Consider the following 21,997-nt stretch of genomic DNA (forward strand, 5'->3'; position numbering starts at 1 on the left):
AATTACCCTCCCTAAATTCCGGACTGTCATTCCTGAAAATATTCCTTTAGAACTTAAAGAAATGAAAATTTGGGCTGCCTGGAAAGCCGTTAAAAACTCGAATAAAAGCAAGCCAGCTAAACTCCCTATGTCTTATCAGGTTAATCCCAACACAGGAGAAACTGAAGTCCGACCTGCTTCCTGTAGCGACCCCACAACATGGATGACCTATGATGATGCTGTTAAGCTTCTCAAATCCTCCAAGAAATTTAAAGGCCTTCAGGTTGCATTGTCTTCTACTCCTCCTAAAGAAGGAGACAATGTGCTTGTTGCAGGAGATGTTGACAAAGCTTTCAGAAAAGATGGGGCTGTTGATCCAGAAAAGCTTGCCGATGTTCTAGCAATGGGAACATATGCTGAATATTCCCCTACTGAACCCTCTCCAGACCACAATGACGGTGGACTGAGATTCCTGTGTTACGGAAATTTCCCTGTAGATGCCGGTAAGCATGCTGGAGACATTGAGGTATACCAGAACAGCAAGTGGATTACAATTACTGGACACAAGCTTCTGGAAGCTCCTGCAACAGTTAACCATGCCCAAGATGCACTTGATACTTTCCGGAGCAAGTACTTTACTCCTTACGAAGAAATTGACACAAGTGATCTCCCTGTTACGAATGTAGATTTTACCGATGAGCAAATTATAAACAGGCTCGAACACGCCTTTAATGATGGTGTGAAGGAAGCTTTCAATCATCTCTTTTACAAAGGCGTAAGAGGAGCAGACCAGACCGTTGATGATCTTGCCCTATGCAACCTCATTAGGGGATGGACACAGAAGCCTGAGCAGATTGACTCCATATTCAGACAATCTAAGCTGATGAGACCAAAGTGGGACGAGGTACACTATGCTAACGGTGACACTTACGGTCAACACACAATTAAAGTCAGCCTTGGAAGCAGGACAAAAGACACCTGGGTTTACATGGAGCAAAGAGCTCCTGTGCTTCCTGAACAGATTGATTGGAGCACATTTGATGTTTGTGTAGGCAGCTACAGGGTGAATTCGTCAGGAATCTTTCTGGTAAAAGTGGATAAGGAAGGGGAAGAGATAGAAACACGTATTGCACGCAACCCTGGTGTACTTGTAGCCAGAGGGAAAAACCAGGACAACTCTCAAGAAAAATATTATAAAATTCTTATAAAAGTTAAAGGATCTGATGATGAGAGAACTGTTTGGAGATCCAGCAGCGGGCTTCTGACTAAAAGCGGTGTAATGGAGCTTATAAACATGGATCTTCAGTTTCCAGAAGCTAATTGCTCTCTCATGAACAGCTACTTCTTCACATTTTTAACCCTGTATGAAGATACCCTTCCTGTTGAGACTGTTGCTATGCGCTCTGGATGGAAGAATAATTACTCAGAGTTTGTAATTGGTAACAGGTCAATTTCAGCAAAAGGTGTGTCTGATATCACTCAGATAGACAACAGTGCTGTGGATATGTATGGTCAAGTAGGATCAGCAGAAGGATGGGCAGAAGGCGTAGACGACATAATGAAGTTTCCTCAGATCAGGTTCAAAGCTTATGCAGCCTGTGGATGTCTTGTGCTGAGGATTACAGATGTAGAGAACTACATTTTTGACCAATGCTGTGGAACTACCAGACTTAAAACTTTCTCAAACAAGCTTGTAGCCTCAATGTTTGGGCACCCTAAAACACTACAGATCTCCGCAAGATCTACAGCTTTAGGTATTGAGAAGACTGCGGCTGCATGTAATGATCTGCCTTTGTTCATGGATGAAACCTCAGAGAACGTCCAGTTTGTAATGGAACTTATCTACAGGTTTGCAAACTCCAACACAAGAGCCAAGAGTAACAATGCATCTGGACTTGAAATGTCTAAACAGTTCTGTTCCGGACTCTTGCTTACAGGGGAAGACTCAATCATCACAGAAAGCTCCAAAGGCGGACACCATGCAAGAAGGGTTCCTGAAACACACGGAGTCCCTGAGGATGCAAACGGAAATCCGATATTCATAACTGAGGATGTCAAATTAAAAGTAAAGAAAGCAATGAACAACAACTACGGAAACATAGTTGATCTGTTTGTTCAAGAGTTGATGACTGAAATCAACAACATTGGAGACCTTTATGTTGAAAATTTCCAGAAGCTTCCTGATACTGGAACAAACGCTCTTGCAGGCAGGCTCAAAGGGTATTACACTGTGATGCTTATTGCAGGACAGATCCTTGAAAGAGTGTTTGCAAGACTTGGCATGACTCCGTGTGATCCTCTGGAAATAGTCACTGGTTACTTCAATGAGAATGTTTCCTGTGGAGTAACTGTTCCGGATCACATTAAGATCCTGAGGGTCGCATATGACATGTACGTCTCTGAAAAGAGGCATTTCGGTGCAACTGCAGGAAGCACCTTCATTGTCAGCGACAGGGCTGATATGAACGCAAAATTCGGCTGGGTTGATATTAAAAACGGTGTGACTACCATAAACTTCCTGCCGCAGGCTCTTAAAGACCGTGTAGTAAAATCTCTTGGTAATGGTGATGGTGAGAACAGATACGAATCTGCTGTCAAACAGTGGGGATCACAGGGAATTCTGAATAAGACTGTTACAACAGATAATAAAACCGGAAAGTCGAAAGTCATCAACACAAGACAGATCAGAACAGATGAAGGTACAAGACCCTGGGTTCTCCAGATCCCTCTTGCAAACTTCTATAAGCATCTAGGAATGGAAGAGGATCCTGACTCTGAGACTGAAACTCCAGATGAAGCAGAAGTGTCTGCTCCTGTCAAAAAAATAATAGTAGAGGATTCGGACATAATTATTCCAGAGGAAAATACCAGTGTTTACGATGTGATTATGGGAGAAATGGGAGGTGCTCTTTAATGCCTCTCATTTATCTTGATATCGAAACTGACAACTCTGAAGGGTATAACGGTCTTGATGTCTTCAACGGAAGAATCGTTACTATACAAATGCTAATGCCTTCTGGCAAGGTTGTAATCCTGAAAGATCCGACACAAAAGCAGATGGATGAGATAAAGCCTGTCCTGGAAAATAATGTAATTGTGGGACATAACCTGAAATTTGACTGCAAATTCCTTAAGCAGCAGTTTGGAATTACTGTCAGGCATGTTTATGACACTTATATTGTAGAGATTATAATCTCAGGCGGAATGTATGCAAATGGGACTTACAGAGCCATTAATAAGATCGGTCTTGGACTGAAAGACCTTGCTTTCAAGTACTCTGGAGCTAAAATGGAAAAGGGAGAGCAGGTAGGATTCATGTATGGAGTCCCTCTTACTATGGCTCAGATAACATATGCAGCAAATGACCTGAGATACCTTCCTGTCATTATGAAGTGTCAGATGGATCAGATAAAGGCCCTCAAGCTTGAAAGGACAGTTGGAGTTGAAATGAGATGTCTTCCTGCAATGGTTTGGCTTGAGCTTTCTGGATTCAAAGTCAATATTGATAAAATCCGGAGTGTAGAAGTTGAGCTGAAACGCAGAGTTACAATCATTGAAAGAAAGCTTTTCCCTATCCTTGAAGAAGCTTACAAAGCTGCTATGAAGAAGGAAATTGCGGAAGCTGATGAAAATGCCACTGGCAAAAAGAAAAAATTCGATACGCAGTTTAGTCTCACCAGCAGCACAAAGACCCTGAAAGCTCTCAAACAGCTTGGTTACAACATTGAGAAGACAAATGAAGACTGTCTTGCTCCCTTCAAAAAGGACAAAGTAATAAAGCTGCTCCTACTGCACAGGGAAGCAACGCACTTCCTTACAACCTACGTCAATTCTGCCTTCGACAGGGAGGAAAATGGTCAGGTTATCAGAGGTTATGTACATCCTAATGGAAGGACTTACTCGAACTTTAAGCAGTATGGGACTGAAACTGGCAGGCTTTCTTGTGGAAATGAAAACCTTAAGAAACTTCCTGTAATGAGCCTTAATCTGCAAAATCAGCCTAGGAAGCTTGAATGGAGGAGCGTGTTTGTAGCTGAAGAAGGTTATGTCCTGCTGACATCTGATTACTCACAGATAGAGCCCAGGATTATGGCCCAAGTCAGTGGCGATCCTAAAATGATCGATGCTTATACTATTGGCAAAGACATTTACAGGATAACTGCAGAAGCTATCTTTGGAATTCCTTATGACAAAGTGGAAAAGGAAAGCAGGGAAAGGGAAATTGCAAAGCAGATTACCCTGGGACTTTGTTACGGACTTGGGACTCCAGGTTTGATAAAAAAGCTGAAAACTGACTCCGGAATTAATCTCACCCAAGACGAGGCAAAGCTGTATATTAATAAATTCAAGAAGAATTACCCTACTGTTACTAAATTCCTGGATGAAATCGGAAATAGAGCTGTAAAAACCCTAGCTGTAAGAAACATAAACGGTAGAATGAGAAGATTTTCCCCTGTAAAATATGATGAAGAATGGAAAATTGTTAATCAGGCTAAAAATGCCGTAATTCAATCCCTGAGTGCAGACATAACTAAAATAGCAATGGGAAATCTCTTCCTCCTGCTTGAATCTCGTGGAGTAAGGTTTGTCAATACCGTCCATGATGAAATCGTGCTTGAAAGCCCTGTTGAGATCGCTGATGAGGTCAGCAAGATCCTTGAAGATGAAATGGTAAAAGCGGGAAAATTGTTCCTGACAAAAGTTCCCTGCAAGTCAGAGGTCACTCCAAGCCAAGTATGGAAGAAATAAAACTCTCCTTTGTCTTACCTACCTTACTCTAAAAAGGGTAGGTAAGACAGTATTTTCAATAACGGTTAACGCTTATCCTGCCTGTCTTGCACGTCTTACCTATTTTTAAGAGAAAAACTTATTGTAAAAAAATAATTTTTCATCAAGAAATTAATATTAAATTTTTTTCTCTCACATAACGTATCTTAAAAATAAGCAAGACAGGTAAGACAAGTAAGACAAAAGCCTCATGATATTGATTTTATTGTCTTACCTACATTTCTTCAAGGTAAGACATGTAAGACAAGTCAAATAGATGATGATTTTAAACACAAGAGGTAGTATATATTATATTATTTTAAAAAGATTTATTATTATATGTATGCTGCAGCTTTTTCTGCTTGTTTTTTTCTTGACTTACCTGCCAAAGTCCAGAGATAAGACAAAGAAGCAGCCTGGACGAGAAGAACTCTTGATCCTGCCATTAATCCCGTGGACTACTCCATTATCCTGTGGACAATTGACCATTACCCTGTGGACATCTCTTCTGTGGGCGATTCTATTTATATATTTTACAAGGTATGTTGCGATCTGAAGGCTCACTTCATAACGTATTTTATCTCAAAATAGGGACTGTATAAAGTCGAAAAATGCCTTCAAAAACGCGAGACCATTCGTACCATTTTTACAAAATCGGAGTGTTATAAGGCTTCATTTTACAAGGCTCTTTATTATGGTTCTCAAATAATCCTTACCAGTATCCTTTATCACCCACGGTAATATTCTTATAGTAAAATATACATAATTCAATATAATCATGCCAAAAAAATGTAAATGTACCCCCGAAGTCATCGAACGGATGAAACAAAACGTGAAGCTTGGCTTTACATATTCAGCTCTGGCTTTATCTCTCGGAATCTCAGAAGACACCCTGTATTCATGGATCAGGAAAGGACGTGACGAACAAACGCAGCCCTACCTGAGCTTTTATGCTGGACTGAAGGAAGCCGAAAGCGATTTACTTGCAGAGTGTTTGAACCAGTTGAAACTTTCCATGAAAATGGGAAATGTGGACTCCGCAAAGTTCCTTTTAGAACGTAGGTTTAATGGTATGGGATACGGGAAATCGTCACAGATAGACATGAAAGCTCAAACTCAAAACCTTAATCTAAACATGAACACGGGAACGACAGCAGAAGACGCGGACAAGATCAGGAAAGAGATACTCAGCAGACTATCTCCGAAGCCCCTGCCGGAAGGATTCTAAGGACTTGCAGGAAAAGCCCTGCACACCCTTTCCTTTCAACCATACATTTATATACTTTTTATCCTGCCTGCCTTCCTGAAATTGCATAACAGGCGGAACAATTCGAAAAAAAACAATAAATATAAAACCCTTGCATACTATTTTACTGTGCTCATCGAAACCCCCTCCTAAGAACCCTGAACCAGATAAGGAGGGGACACCCACCGCTACCTTCCTTTACCCTTCCTTATTCCCCTCCATGATGTTCTTGACCTTTTCTTCGATCTGTTGACGAGATTCTCTTTTTTTATCTCCTCATGTATATAAAAACCTACTTCCTGATATTGCTTTTTCGTTCCTTAACGACGCGGAGCTCATCGAAGAACTAGAGAAGAGAGGATATATAGCAAAAAGGCTCTTAGATTGCAGGAGAAGACCAGGAGAGAAGAGAACAGGACATAAGACAGACACATAAGGGGAGTTATCAGGAAGGTTGAATCCTCCCTGTGATGATATTTTTAAAAAAGAGGAAGAAAACACCGACGCCGGAGGAATTGGAAGCAGAGAGATTGCAGGATGAGCGAGATTTGCAGCAGATCCAGGCAGATGTCTTGCTGATCCGGAAGGATGCCAGGATAAAGATATCTGATGTAAGCCTTCAATACCTGAAAAGGAAGAAGATCATTCAATCTATTGACATCAACCTTTATGCAATGGTTAACCCTGATCCGGATGAGAGAACCATTATTTAACACAGAGGAGTCATTGAAAGGCTTAATAGCAGGCTTCTCGACGTGTTCGCTTGATGATTATATAAACAACTTCTTATAAAAATGAATTTTTTGGTTCAAAAATTGTGAGCGGTTTTCACGACTCTTTAAAAAGTCTTTTACCGACTCCGGTTCGAGCTTAGAATATTATTTGATACGGTAAATATTATTACAGCCTGTCAGCGTAGAGCCTGATAGAAGACAGCACAGGGCAGGGAGACAAAGCTCTGATCTGAAAGATATGCAAGAATTGTAATTAGCCTTTAGATACTTCGAACCCCAGAAAAGAGACATGCATTGGTAAGTGCAGGTCTGCTTTTTCTAGAAGAAAAAAATAATAGAAAATTTGATTACAACGCCTATCGTGATTGAAGAACGTTTTCTCTATACGATTTATGTTCCGTAGTTTCTTTAAAAATTTCGGGATGCTTCTCTCTTAATGGTGTTTCGAGTTCAGGATTCAAGTTTGTTGCTCCATAAAGTGATTTTACTTTTGAAAGTTGGTCAGTTGTTAAGTTATGCTTATTGTGAACCCCAGGAAATAATGAACTATCGGTATAATCCTCTACAAAGTCAACCTCTGTAAAATCGGCTCCTTCAAGGTGAGCCCCTTCAAAGTTAGCTTCTTTAATGTTAGCTCCTTCAAAGTAAGCTCCTTTAAGGTTAGCTCCTTTAAGGTGAACTCCTTTAAGGTTAGCTCCTTCCAAGAAAAGATCAGGTACTCTATCAAGATAAGCTCCTCTAAGGTTGGCTTCACAAAGATAAGCTCCTGTAAAGTTAGCCCCTCGAAGGTTAGCTCCCTGAAGATTAGCTCCTTCAAAGTGAGCTTTTGTAAGATTAGCTTCACAAAGACAAGCTTCTGTAAGGTTGGCTCCTTCAAGGTGAGCCCCTTCAAAGTTAGCCTCTTTGATAATAGTATAATCAGTGAAGTCAATCTCTGTGAAATCGACTCCTTTAAGGTTAGCTCCTTCAAGGTGAGCTCCTGTAAAGTTAGCCCCTCGAAGGTTAGCTCCCTGAAGGTTAGCTCCTTCAAGGTGAGCTCCTTCAAAGTCAGCTCCTTCAAGGTGAGCACCTTCAAGGTCAGCTCCTTCAAGGTTAGCACCTGTTAGATCCACTCCTTCAAGGTCAGCTCCTTTAAGGTTTGCTTCATAAAGATCCGTTTCCCGTAGGTAAGTTTTCCGTAGATTGAGACGAATAGGTTTTCCAGCATTAATAGGATCGTTTCGTCTTCGAATAACAGTAAGAACTGCTTGAATATCTAAAGACACTTTTCTTACTTCTGAAACTTTTCTGGTTGTGCTTTCGTTAGCTTGAATATCCATGGCTAGAGGTGTAATTCTTTTGCTTTCAACTATTTCAGCACTCGAATTCTTCCTAACATAAACTGTTAGAATCTCCATAATTGGCCAGTAGTCTTTATCAGATTCCATTGAGATTCTTTCAAGGGCGTATATTCCCCCCAATCTAATTTCCAGTTCTTTACTACCGAATTGATCAACAGCTCTAGTGAAACGTTCAGTAATCTGGCCTTCTCTAGCAGTCGTAAGATTTCCCCAAGCAAAATAAACTCCAATCCCTACAGCAGTGCCACCCAATATTTGAGCTAATGTGGCACGGTAGCTATTTTCCATCTCAGCTAAGTCTTTTGGGTCGGCAATTCCAAACTGAGCTACTCGCCAATATGGAAGTGCAATTAATATGATTACGGCAACTATAATAAAAATTATGCAAATTAGACAAGTTAATGGACGTCGTTTTACCATCTTATAGAGCTGACCTGTCTCTTTTTTTGCATTCTCCCAAAATTGTTTCAATTCTTCACCATATTCCATAATCTCTTTCCTTTGCCAAAAACATTTATTTGTCCTTTATCAACTGTAAACTAAAATAAATATTACCTTTTATACGCAAATCGACAAGCAATTTGTGTATAAGCGATTTGACAATCTGATTTTTCAGCCTTCACAAACCAAGGAAAGAAAAGTGCTCTGACAAATGTAGGTCGGTATTATCCAGAAGAAAAAGAGGATAAAAAACTCATTTCTTTTTTCTAAGCATAGGTAAAATATATAAATTAATCACAAGAGCAGTTAAAACAAGGAACAAAGTGTGCTTTTGTCAAATAGTTTATTCTACATCATATATGAATACAGAAAACTCCACCGATCAGGCCACTATGAAATGAAAAATCAGTTTCAAAATCCACTTAGTGCCCGCAACGAAATAACCTATGCAACATACAATTATGTTTGAAATAAATAGTTGAGCTTGTTTGCGAAAATACTTGAGTACAGTATAAAAACGTGCCTAAGTTATTTTGCTGCGGGTACTTAGCTAAAGCTGGAAACAGGTACGTCAGTCTTTATCGCACCGATAACGTTTTAAGTGGAGGTATATGTTGCAGGACTTGCACAGGAAGTGTGATTATACCATAAATTTATATATATTAACTCAAAAAACCGACCATCTCTCTGGTAGAGAGGAGAACTTTGTGCAAAGGTTGTCGGCGCGACTTATGAAAATAGAGTAACTGGACGAAACATGAAGGGAAGATTGGCAGCATCCCATTCAGGATTACTCTAACACTACATTTTTCATAAGCAACTGTCTAAAAAATCTATTTTTTTATTTAAAAATTTCGACCAGATATCGCAGCAAAGAAAATATCAGAAATACCGAGTCCGATTTCGGTTTTTGGCCATTACCTTGTAGGAATCCTATCTCAGGTGACATCCATTCCTACAGTGACTTCCACTCCTACCTCTATTCCGGCAGAACGGTTCTCTCCCCTCAAAAGGTTCTCATCCTCTCGATTTCAGTCTGAAACCTTTTCCCACAGGAGAGTTCTCCTCCATCCACAGGTGTTCTCCATCTCGATTTCTGGTGACCATCGCTCCGCACAGATATCCTCTACTGCAACAGATGCTCCCCCTCTCGATTCCTTCCAATTTCCACTCCCATGCAGGTTCTCTTCGTCACGATTCCTACTAACTCCACTCCCGACAGGTACTCCGCATTTCCCACGTAGACCTCTTCTCCAACGGGTGCTCTCCATCCTGATTCAAGCCGGACTTGCACTTCCTGCAGGTGACCTCTCCTCCAACATGTGCTCTCTCCATTCTGTACAATATTATTTTCGGGCTTTCAGTTGAATTGTTCGGAAATAGATATCCACCAGGCACATTTGAAAATATCTCTAACGACTTAGAATAATTTTGTCTTTTAACGCGCTTCCTATTATTTAACGCATTAATCTATATAATTATACGCTAAACGAATAAGTTTAAATACTAATACGTATTAGTGCTATATACAGCAAAGTAAAAGGAGCGCAACAAAATGCAGTACACAAGAGAACTCGCAAGAATCAAAGCAACTCAATACAGGCAGAGAATTGCTCGATACGGAAGGCCGGCAGTGAGAATTCCTGAACCTGTGACCTTTGAAAGATGGTTCCTCCTGGGAATCCGGAGATATGAAAAGAAAGGAGCAGAATTCGAGTTTCTTGCACCCGGCTTAGTAAAAATTATCTGGCCTGGAAAACCTGCAGTTCTCCGGACAGTTGCAGATTTTGAAAGGGAATATCAAAACGATTACCTTTCAAGATTTTAATTACTTCTTTTCCCGAAAGTCTGATATGTTGCGCTCCTGTATTGGGATAAGACTGAGGTTAAAAGATGAGTTCAAGAGTTCCGAACAAGCCAAGTAAGACAGAGACATGGCCGTCAAATCATGGCAGGCTTACTCTCAACCTGAAATCTTCAGATAGAATCCTCTTTAGGAAGGTAACTGATAGAGGTCTCCCTGAATCCGTGGGAAGTGCTAATGTAGGCAAGAAATGCACAGTAATTACCGGGCACAAGGAAGTTGAAGGTCTGCAGGAATCCGAGGAGACCGGAAAAGTTGAGATGTTCACAGGGGAGAGTATAGAGGCATCAGAAGAGGATCAGATATTCACATGTATTGCAGATTCTAGGGGCTTATTGTCTTCCGTGGGGCTCCCTATGGCTGGAATGGATGTTACTATTATCCTTCATTTGCAGGAGCCTGAAGAGCCTAAGAAGAGCACAGAGCAGGAAGAGAAAATAAGGAATCTTAAAAATAAAATCAATAAAACACGGGCAGAATTAAATAAGCTTACAGAAGAACTAAAGGAGCTCGCAGATTGAGGAAGCTCACTTTAATTAACTGATAATTTTATGAATTTTAAGAGTTGGAATTACGGGTAAATAGTGTACTGTGACCCTAAAACACGAAAAAATTGAAGATATCCAGAAGGTCAAGGAATTCCTGTGTATGAAAGAGTACAAGGGGCTTTCAGTGGAGATATCTCCAGAAGATGAGGTATTTTCCATGCCAGATAAACTCAATTGGTGCTCCCTCTTCCGTGAGGATTGGGAATGCGGGAAAGGATGTTACTATTATAATTCATTAAAGTGAAAAAAGTAAATGGATATTTACTGAGTTTTACGGTCTTCGAGTATCTTTTTTGTCAATGTCTTTACTATCTCTGCATACTGCTCAAAAGAGTTAACTTCTCCGTAGTACCCATCTGCATCAATGGTATTACAATCTCCATTTACATCGATTTCCAAAACTTCTACGGCAACTGGCACGTCATCGAAATATGGAGTTGCCAGTACTTTATATTTTTCTGAGTACCATACTGCCAGTTCTCCTGCCATGTCTTCATCTTCGGTTAATCGAAAATTCATTCCATTTATTTCCATCATTGCCTTATCAAAGAATGGTTTTAAATCTTCCATAGTAAACATATGGTCTTATCTCCACATTCTTAGATTTATCATTTGACTTTAATTTAATAAGAGTAGAAAAGTAAGTTCTTTTAAATTTATGCTATTTTCTTCGCCGTCAGAGTCAGAAAACGTTCTCTTCTATTAGTTATAGGAGAAGAGCAACATATTCAATAGATTCAAATCTCAAAGGTTTATATAATTTCGCATGTTATCCTTCATACATTTCTAAGTGTGTCTTTTTAGGGGCTAATTTTAATGAAGAAAGAAGAAATAAAACCAAATGTAATAATTAGAGGTTCCATATTTCCAGAGCCAGTTCAGATAATCACCTGTATATCAGTCGGAGATTCAATAAAACTTATAGGAAAAGGGATTAGTACCGGGAAGGTTCATGAGCCAATCCTTAATGATGAGAAAATTGCCGAACTTGAAGCCAGCCCTGAGAAAGAAACTTTTGACGGTGATTCCTCCAGATTCCGGATTGGAGTAGAAGCTTTAAGGCTTGGGATAGCTTACGAATACGATCCTTATTTTTCCCTCTCAATTGCAAGAGTAGATCCCCTTCCACATCAACTTGAAGCCGTTTATGACTATTTTTTGCCTCTACCAAGAATACGTTTTCTTCTGGCAGATGACCCAGGAGCCGGAAAGACAATTATGGCCGGTTTACTTCTCAAGGAACTGAAAATTCGAGGACTTGTAAAGAGAACTCTAATCGTCACTCCTGCAAATCTAACCTTCCAGTGGCAAAGGGAACTGATTGATAAGTTCAGAGAGAAGTTCGAAATAATGAATGGAGATATTCTCCGAACAAACTATGGGTCTAACCCCTGGCAGGAAAAAGATCAAGTCATTACTTCAGTACATTGGATCTCAAAAATCGAAGATGCGAGGGAAAGCCTGCTTACTTCTCAGTGGGATCTTATCATTGTGGATGAAGCCCATAAGATGAGTGCATACAGCAGTGACAAAAAGACGCTCGCGTACCGCCTTGGGGAAAAACTGTCGGATATGACCGATAATTTCCTTTTAATGACAGCCACGCCACACAAAGGAGATCCTAAAAATTTCTGTCTCTTCTTAGAATTGCTGGATAAAGATGTATACGGAGATGTGGCAAGCCTTGAAGAAGCAATGAAAAGAAACGAAGCTCCATTTTACCTGAGGCGGACAAAAGAAGCTCTTGTAACGTTTCCGGATCCTGTTAACGGGAAGTGCAAGAAGCTTTTTACAGACAGGAATGTACAAACTATAGAGTTCCAGATCGATGATGAAGAATTCGATTTCTATGATGAATTGACCCACTATGTGGATGAACAGTCTGCTAAAGCCTCGGCCGATGTTTCCCCTAGAGGACGGGCTGTAGGGTTTATTATGGCGATGCTTCAGAGGAGGTTTGCTTCGAGCATCTATGCTGTGAGAAAGAGTCTTGAGAGGATGCGGGACAAGCGCGAGAAAATCCTCAAAGACCCTGAAGCATACCGCAGGAGCCAAATTAACAAGCGTCTACCAGATGATTTTGAAGAATACACAGACGAAGAACAGCAGGAGATCATTACAGAACTGGAAAGCACTGTGCTTACTATTGATCCCACTGCCCTTAAAGAGGATATCCAGGCAATCTCTCGCCTGATAGATCACGCCAAAACGTTGGAGAAAAGGGAAGTCGAATCAAAGCTTACAAAGCTCAAAGAGGTGATCAACAAACAGGGGGTTTTTGATGATCCCAAGATGAAACTTCTGCTGTTCACGGAACATAAAGAGACTCTGGACTTTCTTGTTGAAAAACTTGAGAGCTGGGGACTTACAGTCACCCAAATCCACGGTGGCATGAAAATAGGAAGCCTCAATGAGCCCGGAACCCGGATTTATGCGGAAAAAGCATTCCGGGAAAATGCCCAGGTAATGGTCGCAACCGAGGCTGCAGGTGAAGGCATTAACCTTCAGTTTTGCTGGTTTATGATCAACTACGATATTCCATGGAATCCTATCCGGCTGGAGCAGCGCATGGGAAGAATCCACCGTTACGGGCAGGAAAAGGACTGTTTAATCTTCAATTTCGTGTCGATCAATACGAGGGAAGGCCGGGTACTGCAAAAGCTCTTCGAAAGGATCTCGCAAATAGAAAATGACCTCGACCCAACACATAGCGGAAAAATCTTCAACGTACTCGGGGATGTTTTCCCTTCAAACCAGCTTGAGAAAATGCTTAGGGAAATGTATTCCCAGAACCTGACCGAAGACGCAATCAAAAAACGTATTGTTGAACAGGTAGATGTCGAGAGATTCCGCCAGATAACAAATTCCGCCCTTGAAGGGCTTGCAAAACGAGAACTCAATCTCACACCCCTGATAGGTAAATCTTCGGAAGCAAAGGAAAAGCGTCTGGTTCCGGAAGTGATTGAAGATTTCTTCATCCGGGCAAGCCCGATAGTCGGGATTTCTCCCACACCCATGAAGAAAAAAGATCATGTATACCGGATCGGAAAAGTGCCAAGAACCCTCTGGTCTAAAGGAGATGCTCTTGAAGCCAGATTCGGAAAACTGGCTCATGAATACAAACATGTGATCTTTGATAAAGAGCTACTGACCGATGATCCCACATTCGAATGGGTTACACCTGGCCACCCTCTCTTTGAATCCGTAAGGGTTGATGCCCTTGACCAAGTACAGAAAGATATGAAGGCTGGTACTGTTTTCTTTGACTTGAATAGGGAATCTCCATCCCTTCTGGACGTTTTTTCAGCCGCAATTTTGGACGGCATGGGGCATGTGCTGCATAGAAGACTTTTCGTTATAGAAACATTAGAAGGAAGCAGCATGGAAGTCCGTCAACCAACTATTTTTGCAGAACTACTGGCGGCTTCCAAAGAAACTGAAGTACCTGAAGGCATCAAACTTCCAGAAAACACATCAGTTGAAGCATTCCTGATAGAAAATGCCCTCTACCCCTTCCTTGGAGATATCTCAGCCCAGAGAGAGAAGGAAATAACCACAATAGCTAGGCACGTGGATATTAGCCTTAATACGATTATCGACAGAGCCCAGATAAGCTTCGCAGAACTCCTTGATAAAAAAGAATCAGGCTTTCCCGAACAGGGTATCGAAGGCCGCCTCCAGCAGCTCGAAGATAAACTCTCCGAGCTGAACAATCGCCGGGACAATCGCTTGGAAGAGCTGGAGCGGGAAAAGCAATGTACCATAGCCGAAATCCAGCACCATGGCCGTGCCCTTATCCTCCCACATCCTGACCGAAAATCTCCAGACATTGCTCCTATGGTAAGGGATGAAGAAATTGAGCGGATAGCCGTCGAATACGCCATGAATTGGGAAAGAGCCAGAGGCTGGGTTCCTGAAAGCGTTGAGAACGAAAATCGTGGCTTTGATCTCATCTCAAGGCGCCCCCACCCGGTAGATCCGAAAACATCCATAGATGTCCGTTTTATTGAAGTAAAAGGCAGAAATACTGTAGGGGAAGTGGTTCTCTCAACTAATGAGTATAATACTGCAGAAAGACTGAAAGAAGATTACTGGCTCTATGTTGTGTATAACTGTTCGAGCAAACCGGAACTGCACCCAATACAGAACCCTGCAAAATTGGGGTGGAAACCCCTCGCGAAAATTGAGCACTATCATTTAGGGGCTGATGAGATATTGGGAAAGAAAAAGTGAGTAAAAAAGGATGTTTCTAAAGTTTCACTGGAAAAATAGTAGATTAAATGTACTATAATTTCATTAGGACTTACGCACTTGAGGAATGAAATCAAGCACATGCGGCCTTATCAATAGTATTGTGATTTATACAGTTAAGTGTTTTCCGTATTTGTTTTTTAGTTCAACTGCGTAAGTCCTATTCATTTTGAAATAAGACTATAAAAAGAAGACATAGCAATCGCATCTGACAAGGTTATAATTGTAGAATACAATTCAAGGTTATAACATGACCCAATACCCAAAAAGATTAATTGAAGTAGACCTCCCTATCAAAAAAATCAGTGAACATGCCCGCCGCGAAAAAAGTATTCGTCACGGACATATTTCAACCCTTCATATATGGTGGGCAAGACGTCCCCTTGCTGCCTGCAGGGCTGTTTTATGTGCATCTTTATGGCCTGATCCTGCAGATCCACTTTGTCCTGAAGAGTTCCGAAAACAGGCTTCAAGCATCATGAAAGCACTTTTTGATCCAATGGACGTTGAGAGTAAAAATTTTAACGATCCTTTAGTTCTTCGGAAAGCTCTTCTCGATTTTATTGCTGATTTTTCAGCTTGGGATAATTCAAATAAAATAGAGTATCTTAATGCAAGCCATTCCCTTACACAAATATCGCACGAAGTTTTTGGGGGTTTATCAGAAACACAACCGCTTGTAGTAGATCCCTTTGCGGGAGGTGGATCTATTCCTCTTGAAACTTTACGTGTAGGCGGTAATTCTTTTGCTAGTGACTTGAATCCAATTCCTGTACTTATTAATAAAGTTTTACTAGAATATGTCCCTAAGTATGGCAAATGCCTAGTGGAAGAAGTCCGTAAATGGGGGATGTGGGTAGAAGAACAAGCAGAAAGAGAGTTAGAAGAAATATATCCTAGAGATCCCGACGGTTCTATCCCAATAGCATACATATGGTCTCGTACAATAAAATGCGAAGGGCCTAATTGTGGTGCAGAGGTACCACTTCTCCGTTCTATGTGGCTTTCGAAAAAAGGAAAATCAAAAAAAGGAAGAAGTACTGTAGCAATAAAAATAATACCAGATAAAGAAAAAAAATGTCTTGAATTCGAGATTTTAAGGGACTGTAAACCTGACAATGTAGACTCAGGAACAATAAAAAGAGGGGCAGCTACTTGCCCAATTTGTGGCCACACAACCCCCGTAACTTCTGTGAAAAAGCAACTGAATAGTAGGCAAGGAGGAGCTAATGACGCTAAACTACTTGTCGTTGTAACCATCAGAAATAATCAACAGGGTAGATTTTACAGATTGGCAAATGAAAACGATATTACAGTTTCACTTAAAGCAAAAGAAAAAATTAAGGATCTTAATAAAGATAGAAACGGTTCTTTAAGTCTAGTTCCTGACGAAAATTTGCCTCCAAAAGGAACACTGGGCTTTAGAATTCAGCCTTACGGGATGAAGCAGTGGGGGGATCTTTTCACATATCGACAATCTTTAGCGATAATTACGTTGGTAAAATTTGTTAGAGAGGCTGGTAAGAAAATTGTTGCCGAAAAAGACATTCCTTTTGCTACAGCAGTTCAAACTATATTGTCTTTGGCTGTCGATAGTTGTGCAGACCATAATTCAAGTTTATGTACATGGAGACCAAACACTATTGACGTAAGTCATGTTTTTGGAAGACAAGCCTTACCTATGACATGGGACTTTGCAGAAACAAATCCAATAGGAAAAAGTACCGGATCATTTGAAGGTGCTATCGAAAAAATTAGTAGAGTACTAGAGAGAGAAGAAGTTGCATTAATAAAGAATGCACAAATAGAAAATAAGTCTGCTTGTTTCCCTCTATTACCGGACGATTTTGCTCAATGTGTTTTTACAGATCCTCCATATTATGATTCGGTTCCTTATGCCGACCTATCGGACTTTTTTATAGTTTGGCTCAAGAGAAGTGTGGGGGACTTATATTTAGATTTGTTTTCAGAGGGTCTTTCTCCAAAAGAAGAAGAGTGTATAGTAAATAAAGCAGAGGGCAAGGACAAAGTGTATTTTGAAAACACAATGAGAAAAGCAATGTCTGAGGCCCGTAGAGTTTTAGCACCTGAGGGAATATGTGTTGTCGTCTTTGCGCATAAAAGTACTGACGGATGGGAAGCGCAACTTCAAGCCATGATTGATGCTGGCTGGATGATAACTGGTTCATGGCCAATAGATACAGAATTGGCGACAAGACTACGTGGGATGAATTCTGCTGCTTTAGTATCATCAGTTCATTTAGTTTGTAGGCCTCGAAAAGATATAGATAATCCAATCGATAGTGTAGGAGATTGGCGCGACATCTTATACGAACTTCCACACCGTATCCATGAGTGGATGTCAAAATTAAGGGAAGAGGGTGTAGTTGGCGCAGATTCTATATTCTCCTGCATTGGCCCGGCCCTTGAAGTTTATTCTCGATATTCAATAGTTGAGAAAGCCAGTGGAGAAAAAGTCACGCTCAGAGAGTATCTTGAACATGTGTGGGGTGCGGTGTCCAAAGAAGCTATGAATATGATCTTTGAGGGCGCAGATGCTACTGGTTTTGAAGAAGACGCAAGGCTTACTGCCATGTGGCTCTGGACTCTCAAGACTGGAACTAGTGAGCATATGAGCTCAAAAGATGAACACGAAGATGAAGAAGATGAAGAAGATGAAGACGAGTCTTCATCCAAAAAATCCAAGAAATCTAAGCCATTCACGCTTGATTACGATACTGCCCGAAAAATCGCACAGGGACTTGGAGCCCATATGGAACAGATGCCTTGGCTTGTGGAAATTAATAAGGGATCCGCTAGGATTTTGATGGTAGAAGAAAGGACGAAATATCTTTTCCAGAATGATATAAAAAATATTCCTGATAACAGAATGAAAGGTAAAGGCAAACAAGCTACTCTCTTCAATGAATTTGAGGGCTTCGTTGATCAGTATGTAGATCCAGAGAAGGTTAAGGTAATTTCTACCGGGAAAACCACACTTGATAGGATCCACCAGGCAATGCTTCTCTTTGCTGCAGGGCGTGGTAATGCGCTAAAGAAACTTCTTGTAGAAGAAGGAGCTGGAAGAGACGAGCGATTCTGGAGGTTGGCACAGGCACTTTCTGCACTCTATCCAGCAGGTTCAAATGAAAAGCGCTGGGTTGATGGGGTGCTTGCCCGGAAGAAAGGACTGGGGTTCTGAAGATGGAAACGCCTGGAGAGCGTTGGAAGGCTGCATTTATGGATATTGTGCATCACCATGAGAACGCTCTCCCTCTTAGGGATGCTTCCTTAAATGGAAATCTCAGAAAATGGACAACGGAATTGACATCTATAGTAAGCTCAAGCTGTAGAGCCCTTAGCTGGGAAGTTGCTGCTCTTGGGCATAAGCTGGAAAAGCTGCCTGTAAGCCGAGAAGAATATTTGTCCCTTGATGTAACGGCTTTTGAAAAGAAATGGGAAAATGAATCTGGAGGGAAAAGATGGCCCTTCCCTATGGCCGTCTTTGAACTTGAGAACAGCAAAGCGGATGAAAAAATTGCCTACTCCCTCTGGAAGGTTCTTTGCGTCAGGGCTGACTTGAGGGTTGTATTCTGCTACAGGAAAGAAGCTGAAAAAGCTCCTGACCTTATTAGATATCTAAGAGATGAAGTAATAAATTCAATGAGTATTGAAGAAAGGGATGAACTTAAAGGAGAAATATTAATCGTCATCGGAAGCCGAAACGATTCTGAAACATTTCCCTACGGTTTCTTCAAATGGTGGTCGCTTAATCAAAAAACTGGAAGATTCGAAATTAAATAATGTGGTGTGTAAATTGGCTCTTAAACCCTGGTATAAACTTGTAACTCCAAGAGAAGATTTGAGAGAAGGAAGACCTCTGGATGCTTCAGAATTTGCCGTACACCTGGATCAGATCCGGGAAGGCAGAGCTCCTGACGATTACCAGAATCCGGTACGCTTCCTGGATCGTACGTACTTAACAGAAAACCTTGAAAAAACAGCTGCTGAAGTTGTGCGCCGGCTTTCTGGTGTAAAAACGGAAACTTCTGCAGTCTTTAACCTTTCCACCCAGTTTGGAGGAGGAAAGACACATTTCCTGGCCCTGCTCTATCACCTTGCTACAAGTGGGCCTGTGCTCATGGGGCGGATGGATGTGGCCAGCATTCTGTCAGTAGCAAACGTACAGAGGATCCCGGAAACTGCAACTGCTATCTTTGTAGGAACCGAATTTGAATCAAGAGGAGGCGAAAATGGAGAACCTCTCCGAAAGACTCCTTGGGGAGAAATTGCCTGGCAGCTTGGCGGAGCTGAAGCATTCAAGCTAATCGAAGAAAGCGATGCTGAAATGAGAGCCCCTGGGAGCGAACTCATAAGAAAAGTCCTGCCAAAAGACAAAGCTTGCTTGATCCTGATGGATGAAATTATGAATTACATCAGCAGGTTCAGGAAAGCTGGTATGGCTACTCAATTTTATAACTTCCTCCAGAACCTGAGCGAAGAGGCTAGGGGGCAGGACAGAGTAGTGCTTGTAGTTTCAATTCCCGCCTCAGAACTTGAGATGACTGCCGACGATCAGTCGGACTATTCCCGTCTCAAAAAACTTCTGGACAGACTTGGGAAAGCTGTCGTTATGTCCTCAAAAGAAGAAACTTCGGAAATCATTCGCAGAAGGCTCTTTGAATGGCAAGGGGTGCCAAAAGAAGCAAAAGATGTGATAATTAAGGCTTATGCTGAATGGGCTGTTGAGCATCGCAATCTTATAGGAGATTTCCCCGTTGACCATGCTAAAGAAGCGTTTATGGCTTCTTATCCTTTCCATCCTACCCTCATATCAGTTTTCGAACGTAAATGGCAGTCTCTGCCCCGTTTCCAGCAGACGAGGGGAATTCTCCGCCTGCTCGCACTCTGGATTTCTAATGTTTACCGCGAAGGCTATAGAAAAGCAGGTGGGGATCTTCTCATATGTATAGGAAGTGCACCCCTCGATGACTCTTTGTTTAAGTCTGCAATGTTCGAGCAGCTTGGGGAATCCAAACTAGATATTGCCATGACCACAGATATCTGCTGCAAAAACAATTCCCATGCTACAATGCTGGATAAAGAAGCAATGCCCGATATTAAAAAGGCAAATTTACATCAGAAGGTTGCTACAACAATATTCTTTGAATCCAATGGCGGCCAGACGGCAAACGCTCTGGCTACTATTCCAGAAATTCGTGCTGCGGTATGCGGGCCTGAAATAGATATCGGAAATATCGATACTGTATTGGAAAATCTCAGCAGCGCATGTTACTATCTCAGGGTTGATCGGAACAGGTACCGCTTCAGTCATAAGCCCGAACTGAATAAACTTCTAGCGGATAGGAAAGCAACTATTCAGGAATCCATGATTAAAGATAAGGTATATGCTACTGTCCAAAAATACATTCCTTCAATAAAGGAGATTGATAGGGTTCCGTTCCCAGAAAAAAGCTCTCAAATTTCAGACAGGGCTTCCCTTACTCTTGTAATCCTACCTCCAGATCCAGCATATGATGACGAGAAAAAAAGAATGGAAACTGTGGAAGCTTTCACTAAAGAATCCGGAACATCTACCAGGACTTTTAAAAATGCCCTCATCTGGGCAGCTCCTGAATCATCTGCATCTCTCTATGAGGAGGCTCGTAAGCTCTTATCCTGGGAAGAAATCAAAGCAGAAGAAGACGAACTGCAGCTTGACGATGTTCAAAAAAAGCAGTTGAGTGAAAATATCAAAAAGGGAACCCTGGAATTAAAGGAAGCGGTTTGGAAGACCTATAAAAATCTCATGCTTCTTGGAAAGGACAATAAAATCAGAACAATCGATTTTGGGCTCATCCATTCTAGTGCTTCAGATTCAATTGTGACTTTATATATTGACCGTTTGAAAAAGGATGGGGATATTGAAAGTAGCATCAGTCCTAATTTCCTCACACGTAACTGGCCGCCGGCGTTCAAAAATGAATGGAGCACAAAGTCAGTAAGAGACATGTTTTTTGCGTCCCCTCTTTTCCCTAGGCTCATAGATCCTGAAGTTATAAAGGAAACTATTTCCAGGGGTGTTTCTAACGGAATTTTTGCATACGGAGGAAAGACTGATTCTGGAGGGTATAATCCTTTAATATTCAAAGCGGCCCTTAACAAAAACGACGTTGAGGTCTCCGAAGATATGTATATAATCAGTAATGATGCTGTCACTGAGTACCTAAATTCGATTTCAAATCCCCCTATTCCAGTTCCCCCGACAACTGTTATTCCTGGGCCATCTGCAGGCGGATCTCCTGAAGATAGCTCATCGGATAAAGAACCAGAAGAAGGTTATCGTCCAACTACCGATCCCGAGGATTCCAGTGAAGTAATTGAAGGTGGAGACGATGGATTTAAACATACATCCAAGGAGTCAAAAGCAAAAAAATTAGTATGGGATAATGAAATTCCGCCTCAGAAATGGACAAACTTCTATACTAAAGTCCTTACGAAATTTGCAGGTAAAGGACTTAAATTGAGCCTTAAAGTTGAAGTTGAACCCGCTGATGGGATTTCGAAGCAGAAGATTGAGGAGATGAAGATAGCTTTAAGGGAACTTGGTATGGATGACGAACTGATAATAGAATGAATCCATTTTAGGATTTAACTGAAAGAGCTAATCCAACGGCCATTTTATGTTTTACTCACTAACAACTTGTATAATTGTTTTTGTGAGCTTGAATCTGATCATTATTCGGAATATAAGATTCGAGAAGTAAAATTTGAGTTTTGGATGAGCTCAATAACAGAAAGTATCTTAGTGCCTATCCGAAAAGTCA

Annotated in this window: 15 protein-coding genes and 1 pseudogene; 12 read left to right on the top strand and 4 right to left on the bottom strand. The window is 41.2% G+C overall.

Annotation, left to right across the window (positions count from 1 at the left end; translation table 11 throughout):
* The first annotated feature begins 61 nt into the window (after positions 1-61).
* Positions 62-2,893 (top strand): DUF927 domain-containing protein, encoded by a 2,832-nt coding sequence (locus MSKOL_RS10815; RefSeq protein WP_048156093.1) that lies wholly within the window; start codon positions 62-64, stop codon positions 2,891-2,893.
* The gene (locus MSKOL_RS10820) at positions 2,893-4,728 is read left to right on the top strand and encodes a DNA polymerase (protein ID WP_048156096.1); all 1,836 of its coding nucleotides are present in this window, start codon (positions 2,893-2,895) and stop codon (positions 4,726-4,728) included. Before MSKOL_RS10815 ends, MSKOL_RS10820 begins: the two co-directional genes overlap by 1 nt.
* 396 nt (positions 4,729-5,124) lie before the next feature.
* On the opposite strand, the gene MSKOL_RS20190 is transcribed toward MSKOL_RS10820, so the two are convergent.
* Positions 5,125-5,310 (bottom strand): hypothetical protein, encoded by a 186-nt coding sequence (locus MSKOL_RS20190; RefSeq protein ID WP_156151051.1) that lies wholly within the window; start codon positions 5,308-5,310, stop codon positions 5,125-5,127.
* A 214-nt stretch (positions 5,311-5,524) separates the two neighbouring features.
* Between MSKOL_RS20190 and MSKOL_RS10825 the strand changes: the two genes are divergently transcribed.
* Both MSKOL_RS10825 and MSKOL_RS10830 read left to right on the top strand, forming a co-directional pair.
* Positions 5,525-5,974, top strand: coding sequence for a transposase (locus MSKOL_RS10825; protein ID WP_156151052.1), 450 nt, complete (start codon positions 5,525-5,527; stop codon positions 5,972-5,974).
* 533 nt (positions 5,975-6,507) lie between these two features.
* Positions 6,508-6,705, top strand: coding sequence for a hypothetical protein (locus MSKOL_RS10830; protein ID WP_156151053.1), 198 nt, complete (start codon positions 6,508-6,510; stop codon positions 6,703-6,705).
* Positions 6,706-7,082: 377 nt separating this feature from the next.
* Here the strand turns inward: MSKOL_RS10830 and MSKOL_RS18815 are convergent, their stop codons facing one another.
* Both MSKOL_RS18815 and MSKOL_RS10840 read right to left on the bottom strand, forming a co-directional pair.
* Positions 7,083-8,486 carry a pentapeptide repeat-containing protein gene (locus tag MSKOL_RS18815; protein WP_231592196.1) on the bottom strand — a complete coding sequence of 468 codons (1,404 nt, stop codon included), beginning with the start codon at positions 8,484-8,486 and terminating at the stop codon, positions 7,083-7,085.
* Positions 8,487-9,538: 1,052 nt separating this feature from the next.
* Positions 9,539-9,778: a hypothetical protein gene (locus tag MSKOL_RS10840; RefSeq protein ID WP_048156107.1), complete on the bottom strand. Its 240-nt coding sequence runs from the start codon at positions 9,776-9,778 to the stop codon at positions 9,539-9,541.
* Positions 9,779-10,062: 284 nt separating this feature from the next.
* On the opposite strand from MSKOL_RS10840, the gene MSKOL_RS10845 reads away from it, so the two are divergent.
* The 3 genes from MSKOL_RS10845 to MSKOL_RS10855 all read left to right on the top strand — a co-directional run bounded on the left by MSKOL_RS10845 (position 10,063) and on the right by MSKOL_RS10855 (position 11,163).
* Positions 10,063-10,335 carry a hypothetical protein gene (locus tag MSKOL_RS10845; protein WP_048156110.1) on the top strand — a complete coding sequence of 91 codons (273 nt, stop codon included), beginning with the start codon at positions 10,063-10,065 and terminating at the stop codon, positions 10,333-10,335.
* Between the two features lie 65 nt (positions 10,336-10,400).
* Positions 10,401-10,892 (top strand): hypothetical protein, encoded by a 492-nt coding sequence (locus tag MSKOL_RS10850; protein ID WP_048156112.1) that lies wholly within the window; start codon positions 10,401-10,403, stop codon positions 10,890-10,892.
* A 70-nt stretch (positions 10,893-10,962) separates the two neighbouring features.
* On the top strand, positions 10,963-11,163 hold the full coding sequence (locus MSKOL_RS10855; RefSeq protein WP_048156114.1) for a hypothetical protein: 201 nt from the start codon (positions 10,963-10,965) through the stop codon (positions 11,161-11,163).
* A 17-nt stretch (positions 11,164-11,180) separates the two neighbouring features.
* Here the strand turns inward: MSKOL_RS10855 and MSKOL_RS10860 are convergent, their stop codons facing one another.
* A complete protein-coding gene (locus MSKOL_RS10860; RefSeq protein WP_048156117.1) occupies positions 11,181-11,498 on the bottom strand; it encodes a hypothetical protein in 318 nt (105 codons plus the stop codon).
* 237 nt (positions 11,499-11,735) lie between these two features.
* Between MSKOL_RS10860 and MSKOL_RS10865 the strand changes: the two genes are divergently transcribed.
* From MSKOL_RS10865 to MSKOL_RS10880, 5 genes and pseudogenes are all read left to right on the top strand, one after another.
* Complete coding sequence (locus MSKOL_RS10865; RefSeq protein WP_048156120.1) at positions 11,736-15,152, top strand: protein NO VEIN domain-containing protein; 3,417 nt, start codon at positions 11,736-11,738, stop codon at positions 15,150-15,152.
* A gap of 268 nt (positions 15,153-15,420) precedes the next feature.
* A pseudogene (locus MSKOL_RS21645) lies at positions 15,421-15,567 on the top strand (DUF1156 domain-containing protein); the annotation flags it as partial.
* Positions 15,568-15,648: 81 nt separating this feature from the next.
* Entirely contained in the window at positions 15,649-18,372 is a 2,724-nt protein-coding gene (locus MSKOL_RS10870) for a DUF1156 domain-containing protein (RefSeq protein ID WP_255351928.1), read from the top strand.
* A gap of 2 nt (positions 18,373-18,374) precedes the next feature.
* Positions 18,375-18,974 (top strand): hypothetical protein, encoded by a 600-nt coding sequence (locus tag MSKOL_RS10875; protein ID WP_048156128.1) that lies wholly within the window; start codon positions 18,375-18,377, stop codon positions 18,972-18,974.
* Position 18,975: 1 nt separating this feature from the next.
* The gene (locus MSKOL_RS10880; RefSeq protein WP_197078759.1) at positions 18,976-21,807 is read left to right on the top strand and encodes an ATP-binding protein; all 2,832 of its coding nucleotides are present in this window, start codon (positions 18,976-18,978) and stop codon (positions 21,805-21,807) included.
* The last annotated feature ends 190 nt before the right edge of the window (positions 21,808-21,997 follow it).

Source organism: Methanosarcina sp. Kolksee, assembly GCF_000969945.1.
Lineage (GTDB): Archaea > Halobacteriota > Methanosarcinia > Methanosarcinales > Methanosarcinaceae > Methanosarcina > Methanosarcina vacuolata.

What these genes read in the sequence shown, in the direction of transcription:
- MSKOL_RS10825 (WP_156151052.1), top strand. Translation starts at nt 5,525, where the DNA reads ATGCCAAAAAAATGTAAATGTACCCCCGAAGTCATCGAACGGATGAAA.
- MSKOL_RS10840 (WP_048156107.1), bottom strand. Translation starts at nt 9,778, where the DNA reads ATGGAGAGCACCCGTTGGAGAAGAGGTCTACGTGGGAAATGCGGAGTA.
- MSKOL_RS10870 (WP_255351928.1), top strand. Translation starts at nt 15,649, where the DNA reads ATGAAAGCACTTTTTGATCCAATGGACGTTGAGAGTAAAAATTTTAAC.
- MSKOL_RS18815 (WP_231592196.1), bottom strand. Translation starts at nt 8,486, where the DNA reads ATGGTAAAACGACGTCCATTAACTTGTCTAATTTGCATAATTTTTATT.
- MSKOL_RS10875 (WP_048156128.1), top strand. Translation starts at nt 18,375, where the DNA reads ATGGAAACGCCTGGAGAGCGTTGGAAGGCTGCATTTATGGATATTGTG.
- MSKOL_RS10815 (WP_048156093.1), top strand. Translation starts at nt 62, where the DNA reads ATGAAAATTTGGGCTGCCTGGAAAGCCGTTAAAAACTCGAATAAAAGC.
- MSKOL_RS10850 (WP_048156112.1), top strand. Translation starts at nt 10,401, where the DNA reads ATGAGTTCAAGAGTTCCGAACAAGCCAAGTAAGACAGAGACATGGCCG.
- MSKOL_RS10845 (WP_048156110.1), top strand. Translation starts at nt 10,063, where the DNA reads ATGCAGTACACAAGAGAACTCGCAAGAATCAAAGCAACTCAATACAGG.
- MSKOL_RS10865 (WP_048156120.1), top strand. Translation starts at nt 11,736, where the DNA reads ATGAAGAAAGAAGAAATAAAACCAAATGTAATAATTAGAGGTTCCATA.
- MSKOL_RS10820 (WP_048156096.1), top strand. Translation starts at nt 2,893, where the DNA reads ATGCCTCTCATTTATCTTGATATCGAAACTGACAACTCTGAAGGGTAT.
- MSKOL_RS10860 (WP_048156117.1), bottom strand. Translation starts at nt 11,498, where the DNA reads ATGTTTACTATGGAAGATTTAAAACCATTCTTTGATAAGGCAATGATG.